The organism is Xenorhabdus japonica, assembly GCF_900115195.1.
Lineage (GTDB): Bacteria > Pseudomonadota > Gammaproteobacteria > Enterobacterales > Enterobacteriaceae > Xenorhabdus > Xenorhabdus japonica.
The window spans coordinates 1-10,742 of the sequence record NZ_FOVO01000058.1; the positions used below are offsets into that span (position 1 = coordinate 1).

Below are 10,742 nucleotides of genomic sequence, written 5' to 3' on the forward strand. Positions count from 1 at the left end.
TAAAATCACGATAATGCGACAGATGAAAGAGGCGCAAGATGGTCATGATTTCACTGGGATACATATGACCTTTTCTACGACGTAGGCGATATCTCTTCTTGAGACAAAACTGTTCCCATTGTGGAATGAAAAAACGACAAAAGTCATCGACACCGATGAAAATTTCAACTAAGTTGTTCATAGCCTGTTCCTCCCCGGAGCTGTTTCGGCCTTCACCAAAACATTGCTCCGGGAACAGGCTTCTCGTCAATTTCTTATCCAGAATTCGGGTTTATTACCCAAAACTCCATACATTGGTGTTTTATTAATCTATAAAAAGAAAAAAGAGATGTTTTTTGCACCTCTTTTTATCTCAACGTTACTTTATCTTCTGTACTTTTTTATATTTATGGGCTTTCCAAGCAAGTAATATCATTGCCTTGGAACAATGCGATTGTCTTCTAGATCTAAAGTCACTAGTTTACCTGGAATTAACTTGCCAGAAAGAATCTGTTGAGCCAGCGGATTTTCGATCTCTTGCTGAATAGCCCGTTTCAATGGGCGAGCACCGTATACAGGGTCAAAACCTGCTTCACTTAGTTTTTCCAGTGCTGAAAGTGTCATCTCTACCTGATAACCTCGTTCTTCCAGACGCTGATATAAACGCTGCAATTGAATATTCGTAATAGATGTCAGATGTTCTTTTCCTAATGGATGGAATACAACAACTTCATCAACACGGTTGATAAACTCAGGTCTGAAATGATGGCCAACCACTTCCATCACCATATTTTTCATCCCTATATAATCCAGTGCACCAAAACGTTCTTGGATCATATCGGAACCTAAGTTAGAGGTCATAATCACAACTGTGTTGCGAAAATCAACAGTTCTCCCCTGACCATCAGTCAGACGACCATCATCCAATACCTGCAACAAGATATTGAAAACATCTGGGTGTGCTTTCTCTACTTCATCCAGCAAAATGACAGAATAAGGACGACGGCGTATCGCTTCTGTCAGATACCCACCTTCTTCATATCCAATATATCCGGGAGGGGCTCCCACTAACCTTGAAACTGCGTGTTTTTCCATAAACTCCGACATATCAATGCGCACCATAGCATCATCACTGTCGAACAAGAAATTAGCCAGCGCCTTGCACAATTCTGTTTTACCTACCCCAGTCGGCCCCAAGAACATGAAAGAGCCAATCGGACGATTGGGATCAGATAGCCCCGCTCTGCTACGACGAATTGCATTCGATACAGCATCAACAGCTTCATTCTGCCCAATCACACGTTTATGCAATTCTTGCTCCATGCGCAATAATTTATCTTTTTCGCTTTCCAACATTCTGGATACAGGAATTCCGGTCCAGCGAGCAAGTATTTCAGCGATTTCAGCATCTGTGACTTTGTTACGTAGCAGCTTCATATGACGATTTTCTACTGTTGTTGCTGTTGCCAGACGCTTTTCCAATTCCGGAATTTTTCCGTACTGAATTTCAGACATTTTGGCCAAATCACCGTTACGGCGTGCCTTTTCTAATTCAATACGTGCATCCTCTAATTCGGCTTTGATATTCTGAGTGCCACTAAGTTCAGCTTTCTCTGCTTTCCATTCTTCTTCCAATTCAGAATATTCGCGTTCTTTTTCTGCCAATTCTTCGTTCAGCATCTCTAAACGTTTTTTACTGGCATCATCAGACTCTTTTTTCAGTGCCTGCTGTTCAAGCTTCAATTGAATAACGCGGCGTTCAAGGCGATCCAGTGCTTCTGGTTTCGAATCCATCTGCATACGCAGACTTGCCCCTGCTTCGTCAATCAGGTCAATTGCCTTGTCAGGCAGCATGCGATCAGAAATGTAGCGATGAGATAATGTTGCAGCCGAAACGATTGCTGGATCAGTAATCTGGACATGATGATGCAATTCATATCGCTCTTTCAATCCACGTAAAATAGCAATCGTGTCCTCAACAGTGGGTTCTGCCACATAAACTTTCTGGAAACGACGCTCCAAAGCTGCATCTTTTTCTATATACTGGCGATATTCATCAAGTGTTGTTGCCCCAACGCAATGCAGTTCACCACGAGCCAAAGCGGGTTTCAGCATGTTACCAGCATCCATTGCGCCTTCGGCTTTGCCCGCACCTACCATGGTATGCAATTCATCAATAAACAGAATGACTGAGCCTTCTTGTTTAGCAAGATCATTCAAAACACCTTTCAAACGCTCTTCAAATTCACCACGGTATTTAGCACCAGCCAATAACGCTCCCATATCAAGAGACAGGACACGTTTGTTTTTCAGTCCTTCAGGAATTTCACCATTAACTATACGCTGTGCCAAACCTTCGACAATTGCAGTCTTACCAACTCCTGGCTCGCCAATAAGAACAGGATTGTTTTTGGTTCTACGTTGCAATACCTGAATGGTTCGACGGATTTCTTCATCACGTCCAATAACAGGATCTAATTTGCCTTGTTCAGCACGTTCAGTCAGATCAATTGTATATTTCTTTAACGCTTGGCGCTGATCTTCTGCGCCTTGATCATTCACTTTTTCGCCACCGCGCATCTGTTCTATTGCCTTAGTGATTTTATCTTTGGTTGTTCCCACAATTTTCAACATGTCACTTAATGTTCCACGTTCTTCTATCGCTGCCAGAACAAAGAGTTCAGAAGAAATAAAATTATCACCTGTTTTTTGCGCAAGTTTGTCGCACAGGTTTAAATAACGTCCTAGCTCGTTGGATACCTGCACATCTCCACCATTGCCCTCTACTTTCGGCAATCGGTTCAGAGCCTGATTCAGTTGATTATTGAAGCTTCCTGTATCCACCCCTGCCGAGGTCAATAAAGGACGAACTGAACCACCTTCTTGATTGAGTAATGCACCCATCAAGTGGATAGGTTCGATGAATTGATTATCACGCCCTAATGCGAGGGATTGGGCGTCAGCAAGAGCAAGCTGGAATTTATTGGTAAGACGATCCAGACGCATAACACCTCCAATACTGGTAAAAATTTGCCACTGGAGACTAGATAAGGTCCATTCCTTAAATATTCAAGGTCTTCTGAAAAGTTAATTGGGAACTTACCGCTATACGCCAAAGATCGTCCTGTGAAGTAGGTTATCGCAACCAGATTAAAGTTGCCATGCGCCCTGTATTACCATCACGACGATAGGAGAAAAAGTTCTTTTCCTCCATGACAGTACATGCGGTTCCACCAAAAATCTCTGTTATTCCCATTGACTGCAACTTCAATTTAGCCAGTAAGTAAATATTTGCCAGAAACTTATCACCATAATTATCGCCATAAGGTGCGAAAGCCTTCTCCAGATCAGAATTGACTGTGATGAAAGCTTCCCTAACTTCACTTCCCACCTCAAATTTTGAGGGGCCAATAGCCGGCCCCAACCATGCGCGGATCATGTCAGGTTTTGCACTAAATCGAGATACGGTATTCTCCAGCACTCCTGCACATAATCCACGCCATCCAGCATGCGCTGCAGCAACTTCATCGCCAGAAATACTGCAAAAAAGAACTGGCAAGCAATCTGCTGTCATCACAGCACAAACCTGCCCGGATATATTCGTGTAAACGGCATCGGCCTGATTATTTACCAATGACTGACCATCAAGTGTGATAACACGTGTTCCATGTACTTGTTCCAACCATATAGGTTGCTGCGGTAATTGGGCATATTCAACCAACAAGGTTCTATTCTGTTCTACGTATTCTGGAACATCCCCGACATGATTACCCAAGTTTAAACTGTCATATGGGGTCAGGCTTATCCCACCCAAACGGGTAGTACTACAAGCACCAACATTATCAGGCTGTGGCCAATCAGGAAAAATCAGTGGTGTCATTTACCTACCAATCCATCTCATCTTTGAAAGTTTCGGCATCCGCTTTCATCACTTCAACCAATTTAACCATGTCATCCGGTAATGGAGCATGCCATTCCATCTCAATTCCAGTGATCGGATGGTAAAGACGTAACATGGTCGCATGCAATGCCTGACGATCAAAATTGCGCATCACTTCGCGAAATTCATCAGAAGATCCTTTTAATGGACGAGGCCGTCCACCGTACAGAGGATCTCCCACCAGCGGGTGTTTTATATGTGCCATGTGCACACGAATTTGGTGTGTTCTGCCAGTCTCCAAACGCAGACGCAGACGGGTATGCGCCCGGAAATGTTCCATAATGCGATAATGGGTAACAGCAGGTTTTCCCATAGGATGTACTGCCATATGTGTCCGTTTTGTTGGGTGACGGGAAATAGGTTCTTCTACCGTTCCTCCGGCTGTCATACATCCCAAAGCAACTGCTTCATATTCACGGGTTATTTCACGTAATTGTAAAGATTCTACTAAACGAGTTTGTGCTGGAACGGTTTTTGCTATAACCATTAATCCGGTCGTATCTTTGTCAAGACGATGAACAATACCTGCACGAGGAACATCTGCAATTTCAGGATACCGGTATAACAAGGCATTCAATACCGTGCCATCAGGATTACCAGCCCCCGGATGAACGACCAAATCACGTGGTTTATTGATTACCAAAATATCCTCATCTTCATAGACGATATTCAGTTCGATATCCTGAGGCTCCCAGCGTGCATCCTCTTTAATGATAGCATCAATGGAAATTTCTTCACCGCCCAGGACTTTTTCTTTTGGTTTGTTAATTAATTTGCCATTAACTTGAACTTTATCATCCAAGATCCACTCTTTTATACGTGACCTTGAATAATCAGAGAACAATTCAGCCAAGGCTTGATCTAAACGTTGACCAAGCTGAGATTCAGCGACTATTGCATTAAGTCGGATTTGTTGTGCCATATATAACTTCTATATTTTACGTTGAGTTTTGACGGCGAGGCCGTTTCATTTAAAATAGTGTGCTATTGTAACCCTATATTTTGCCGGGAGCTTCATGGACAGTCTCCCAGAAAACACTCAGAGGATAATCAACACGTGATGATTCGCATGCAATATCTGGTGGCAGTGACCACATTGAGCCTGATTTTATCTGGATGTTCCAGCAATAAGGATGCTGTTCCTGATATCCCGCCATCTCAAATTTATTCGATTGGGCAGGAAAAGCTGCAAGAAGGTAACTATAAAGCGGCAATCAAACAATTGGAATCCCTTGACACCCGATATCCTTTTGGACCGTACTCCCAACAGCTTCAGTTTGATTTAATCTACGCCTACTACAAATCAGCGGAATACCCACTGGCTCTCGCATCCATTGAGCGTTTCATGCGTCTGAATCCAACCCACCCTAATATCGACTATGTACTATATATGCGAGGTTTGGTCTCACAGGCTTTAGATGACAGTACATTGCAAGACTTTTTCGGTATTGAACGATCAAATCGTGATCCTGAACATGCCCGTGCCGCATTCCATAATTTCAACCAATTGGTGCGTTACTATCCAAATAGTCAGTATTCAACTGATGCCACCAAGCGATTAGTATTCCTTAAAGAACGTTTAGCCAAATATGAACTTGCGGTTGTGAAATATTACACTAAACGCAGTGCTTATGTAGCTGTCGTTAATCGTGTAGAACAGATGCTACGAGACTATCCTGATGCTAACGCGACTCGAGAAGCTCTCTCTTATATGGAATCGGCTTATAAAGAGTTAGGGTTGACAGCTGAAGCAAATAAGGTGGCACAACTAATCACTGCCAACCCTGCATAAAGTTCAATCTCATTAGTTTTAAACCAGTGATCAAAAACAGCAGCTAAACGGCTGCTGTTTTTGATCTATTTTTTAGCTAATTATCTTTCTATCTTTATCTAAATCGAATGTATTTGAGTTATATCTTCATTATTTACATTATAAGATGATTTTCATTATCAATTATTACATAAATTTATAATCACACAAATGACGAACAATGACGCATAATGCTTTTTTTCGCAATAAATATTATCCATATCTTCCTTGACTATCACAGTTCTGCCACTTACTTCTAAAATCGCACAGCAAAAGTGATTTAGATCATTCTTTTTACGCAAAAGAGCGCTATGCTGGATACATCAAAGACGGAGCAACATTAAAGAGGTAACTATATGTTAGTAAATATTACCAGCAAACAAATGGAGATTACCCCCGCAATTCGTAGCCATGTGGAAGACCGTCTAAATAAGTTGAGTAAATGGCAAGTCAATCTAATTAGCCCACATATCGTATTATCAAAAGAGCCGCAAGGATTCTTGGTTGATGCCACAATTGGTACACCGAATGGCACATTAGTGGCTAGTGCTAAGCATGAAGATATGTACGCTGCGATCAATGAGCTGCTGACAAAATTAGAGCGACAACTCAACAAAGTGCGGCATAAAGCAGAGGCTCGACGTGCAGATAATAGTGTTAAAGAATCTAATCTCAATTTAGAAGTATAATTATCTCTTATTCTTGTCCCCACGCGCTCAATGAGCGCGTTTTTACTGTCATTAAACCATTAGCTTTATTTCTGTTTTTACTCGTTTAAAAGATGAAGATGAAAAGCCTTCTGTTGACACTTCATTCTAAATAGGTTAATTAAAGTACATTATTAAAACGATGTATTGTTAAAACAACCAAGCAGAGTGCTAATAGGCCAAATGATTATCAAACCGTCTATCTTATTTTTTTTCTTTTTTTTCACCTTCTCATGAGGAGGTTGTTTCGTTTCAGAAAGAATTTTAAGAAGATGAATAAAAACCTCCCATCAGCAGGGAGGTTTTTTGTTTTACTGACCACAAGAATATCTACAATACACAAACTATACTCATAAATAAGAATGTCGGGAACATGCTATGGAACGAGATTTAGTTAAATTACGAGAAGAAATTAGTAATATTGATGCGGGCTTGCTGGATCTACTCGCTAAACGCCGAGAGTTAGCTGGTAACATCGCCCAGACAAAACTGCTCGACCATCGTCCTATCCGAGATAAAAATCGTGAACGAGAATTATTGAATATATTAATTGATAAAGGTAAATCACATGGGTTAGATGGTTTTTATATTACTCGGCTATTTCAGATGATCATTGAGGATTCAGTTCTCACCCAACAAGCTTTATTACAGCAACACCTGAATCAGACACCTTACGATTCTGCCCGTATTACTTTTCTAGGGCCAAAAGGTTCATATTCTCATATTGCAGCTCGACAATTTGCTGCCCGTCACTTTAATCAACTGATTGAATGCAGTTGCCATAAATTCTCAGATATTTTCTCATTAGTTGAGATTGGTCAGGCTGATTATGGCATCCTACCGCTGGAAAATACCAGCTCAGGAGCAATTAATGAAGTTTATGATTTATTGCAGCAAACTCCCCTATCTCTTGTTGGAGAAATAACCCTGCCCATCAACCACTGTCTATTAATTTCCGGACAAACTGATATCTCAAAGATAAAAACCGTTTTCAGCCATTCCCAGCCTTTTCAACAATGTAGCCAATACCTCAATAAATATCCTGACTGGAACATTATCTACTGTGAAAGTACTGCTGCTGCTATGCAAAAAGTGGCTGAACTCAATTCACCAGAAGTCGCTGCATTAGGAAGTGAAGCTGGCGGCGCACTCTATGGATTACATGTTTTAGAAAACAACTTGGCAAATCAGCAAGAAAATAGCACTCGCTTTATTGTTATTGCCCTTAAACCTATTGAAGTATCCGATCAAGTTCCTGCCAAAACCACCTTTATCATGTCAACCGGACAGCAAGCAGGAGCTTTAGTTGATGTACTGATTATCTTAAAGAAACATGATATTCCAATGAGCAAATTAGAATCTCGCCCTATAAACGGTAAACCGTGGGAAGAGATGTTTTATATTGATGTGCAAACCAACCTTCGTTCCATGAAAATGCAACAAGCGTTGAAGGAACTGACAGAAATTACTCGCTTTCTGAAAGTATTGGGATCTTATCCATCAGAAAATGTAATTCCTATCGATCCTATCTAAAGTCAAAAACAAAACCGGATGGTTTCTTTAAGATAATCGAAATATCCGGTTTTAATATTTTTCAGGCATTTCAATTTACTATATCTAGCTAACACCTATATTCGATTGTCACTAGCCTGCTGTAGAAGCACTCGGCTCTCCTTCATAAATCGAGCTGCTTCATCACCAAACCAATCACTCACCTGATTAAAACTCTCAATAAAAGCTGATTTATCTTGATGTTCCAGTATTTCCAGAGCCTGCCCGAAACTCTGGTAATACCGACGAATAAGTTCAATGTTTTCAGGGCTAGACATAATAATATCAGCATATAACTGAGGATCTTGCGCGAATAATCGTCCTACCATCACCAGTTCCAATCGATATATCGGTGAAGATAGTGACAACAATTGTTGTAAGTCGATATTTTCTTTTGCAAGATGCAGTCCGTAAGAAAAGGTAGTGAAATGACGCAACGCCTGAATGAAGCCCATATTTTTATCATGCTTCTCCGCGTTGATTTGATGCAATCTCGCTCCCCATACCGATATCTGTTCCAAAAACCATTGGTATGCTTCTGGATAACGCCCATCACAATACACAACCACTTGCTTAGCAAAGCTACCTACATCTGGTCCAAACATAGGGTGAAGCCCTAAAACAGGCCCCTGATGTGTATCAAGCATCGCATTTAACGGCCTTTGTTTTATGGAAGCCAAATCAACTAAAATACATTGTTCTGGCAAAGGAGGTAATCGGCGAATAATCTTATCAGTTAAATGTATGGGAACGCTGACTATCACCATCCCTGCTCCGGCCAATATAAATTCAGCGTTATCCCAATCGCCAGCTTCAAGCACTCTGACCTCATAGCCAGACAGCGTCAATAATCGACTGAATAATTTCCCCATTTTGCCTGAGCCACCTACGATAACCACTGACCCCAAATGAGTGCCGAGTTTTTTAAAGCCTTTATTGTTTTCACTTACATAAGACTCTCGCATAATTCGGCGTAAGATATCTTCAATCAAATCAGGCGGAATTCCCATATCTTCCGCTTCATTGCGGTGGGAAGCCAGCATTTCAGCTTCCCTGTCAGGTATGTAAATTGGTAAGCCGAGCTGGCTCTTAACTTCGCCAACTTTCGTTACTAAATTCATTCTTCTCGCCAGCAAAGATAATAAGGTTTTATCCACCTCATCAATTTGAGCTCTCAATTGTGACAATTCTGCTGCCATATTGATTATCCTGCTTTTTCCATCGTCATATTTCGACTGGCCAAATGTGGAGCAATTTGTCGATGCAGTTTTCTCAATATCTGTTCCGTAACCTGCCAGCTAATACAGGCGTCAGTTACCGAAACACCATATTTCATCTCAGCGCGAGGTTGTTCTGAAGATTGATTGCCCTCATGAATATGGCTTTCCAACATAATACCAATGATGGATTGATTTCCAGACATTATTTGTTCAGCAACAGAATCCACAACAACGCTCTGACGACGAAAATCTTTATTAGAATTACCGTGACTACAATCAATCATCAGCGATGGTATCAACTCTGCTTTAGTCATTTGGCGTTCACAATCAGCGACATGTTCTGCGCTATAATTCGGCATTGCTCCACCACGTAATATCACATGTCCATTCGGATTACCCTGCGTTTGTAATAAACAAACTTGGCCTGACTGATTTATCCCCATAAAGCGATGAGGCATTGCTGCTGCTTTCATGGCATTAATTGCAGTATTCAAATTACCATCAGTGCCATTTTTAAATCCGACCGATACAGATAAACCTGATGCCATTTCGCGATGAGTTTGAGATTCAGTCGTTCTGGCACCAATTGCTGACCAGCTAAATAAATCCCCCAAATATTGTGGATTGTTAGGATCCAGAGCTTCATTAGCCAAAGGTAATTCCATTTCTACCAAGTTCAACAACAGTCGGCGAGCAATATGCAACCCAGAATCCATATCAAAGGAGCCATCCATATAGGGATCACTAATTAGACCTTTCCAACCAACCGTTGTACGGGGCTTTTCAAAATAGACACGCATAACAATATACAGATAATCACTCAATTCGGCAGAAAGTGCTTTCAAACGGAGAGCATATTCCAGAGCTGCATCCACATCATGAATTGAACATGGACCACATACCACTAATAAACGAGGATCACGATGCTGAATAATGTCAGCAATGGTATTACGTGCGTTTGTGATGGCATGTAGGTCATTGCTACTCAATGGATATTTCTGTTTCAACTCTTCTGGAGTGATAAGAACCTGTTCATCAAGGATATGAACGTTATTAAGAGCGTCTTTTTGCATGATCATTTCTCTACCTGCCTTGCTTTATTTTATCTGTTTAATGTTTTTCTAAGTGTCTGGTGGATAACATACCATGCATCGTAAAGAATACAATCCAAAAATGTAAATTTTACTTATTTTAAGTAAACATAAATTTACATCTAGATTTGAAATACTATAGATATCATCAATGAATCAATGAATCAATGAATCAATGAATCAATGAATCAATGAATCAATGAATCAATGAATCAATGAATCAATGAATCAATGAATCAATGAATCACCGAGGATTAATTACACAGCAAAATATATAAATAAATATTAAAGTTAAACCATTGAAAATAACATTTCACAACTCAAAAAAAAATAGAAACACTCCATTAACCTAGGGCAAACGGGTCTAAATTGAACAGTTAGTTCAGTGATGTGCCTTCAGTACATAAAGGTAGGAACATTGATGATCGTTTGTGATTTACAATC

The 10,742-nt window shown here is 40.6% G+C and carries 8 protein-coding genes and 1 pseudogene; 3 read left to right on the forward strand and 6 right to left on the reverse strand.

The window, feature by feature from the left end:
* The 4 genes and pseudogenes from BM135_RS15630 to rluD form a co-directional block, all read right to left on the reverse strand.
* Window positions 1–181, reverse strand: a pseudogene (locus tag BM135_RS15630) (IS982 family transposase); the annotation flags it as partial.
* A gap of 230 nt (window positions 182–411) precedes the next feature.
* A complete protein-coding gene (gene clpB, locus BM135_RS15635; protein WP_092521338.1) occupies window positions 412–2,985 on the reverse strand; it encodes an ATP-dependent chaperone ClpB in 2,574 nt (857 codons plus the stop codon).
* Between the two features lie 130 nt (window positions 2,986–3,115).
* Complete coding sequence (yfiH, locus tag BM135_RS15640; protein ID WP_092521339.1) at window positions 3,116–3,859, reverse strand: purine nucleoside phosphorylase YfiH; 744 nt, start codon at window positions 3,857–3,859, stop codon at window positions 3,116–3,118.
* A 4-nt stretch (window positions 3,860–3,863) separates the two neighbouring features.
* The gene (rluD, locus tag BM135_RS15645) at window positions 3,864–4,841 is read right to left on the reverse strand and encodes a 23S rRNA pseudouridine(1911/1915/1917) synthase RluD (protein ID WP_092521340.1); all 978 of its coding nucleotides are present in this window, start codon (window positions 4,839–4,841) and stop codon (window positions 3,864–3,866) included.
* A 147-nt stretch (window positions 4,842–4,988) separates the two neighbouring features.
* On the opposite strand from rluD, the gene bamD reads away from it, so the two are divergent.
* The 3 genes from bamD (at window position 4,989) to pheA (ending at window position 7,969) form a co-directional block, all read left to right on the forward strand.
* The gene (gene bamD / locus BM135_RS15650) at window positions 4,989–5,711 is read left to right on the forward strand and encodes an outer membrane protein assembly factor BamD (protein WP_175486188.1); all 723 of its coding nucleotides are present in this window, start codon (window positions 4,989–4,991) and stop codon (window positions 5,709–5,711) included.
* A 374-nt stretch (window positions 5,712–6,085) separates the two neighbouring features.
* A complete protein-coding gene (raiA, locus tag BM135_RS15655; protein WP_092521344.1) occupies window positions 6,086–6,418 on the forward strand; it encodes a ribosome-associated translation inhibitor RaiA in 333 nt (110 codons plus the stop codon).
* Window positions 6,419–6,814: 396 nt separating this feature from the next.
* Window positions 6,815–7,969, forward strand: a complete 1,155-nt coding sequence (gene pheA / locus BM135_RS15660; RefSeq protein ID WP_092521351.1) for a bifunctional chorismate mutase/prephenate dehydratase — start codon at window positions 6,815–6,817, stop codon at window positions 7,967–7,969.
* A gap of 95 nt (window positions 7,970–8,064) precedes the next feature.
* Here pheA and tyrA read toward each other — a convergent pair whose 3' ends face one another.
* Both tyrA and BM135_RS15670 read right to left on the reverse strand, forming a co-directional pair.
* Window positions 8,065–9,186, reverse strand: coding sequence for a bifunctional chorismate mutase/prephenate dehydrogenase (gene tyrA, locus BM135_RS15665; RefSeq protein WP_092521353.1), 1,122 nt, complete (start codon window positions 9,184–9,186; stop codon window positions 8,065–8,067).
* Window positions 9,187–9,191: 5 nt separating this feature from the next.
* The gene (locus BM135_RS15670) at window positions 9,192–10,286 is read right to left on the reverse strand and encodes a 3-deoxy-7-phosphoheptulonate synthase (RefSeq protein ID WP_092521355.1); all 1,095 of its coding nucleotides are present in this window, start codon (window positions 10,284–10,286) and stop codon (window positions 9,192–9,194) included.
* Window positions 10,287–10,742: the final 456 nt, after the last annotated feature.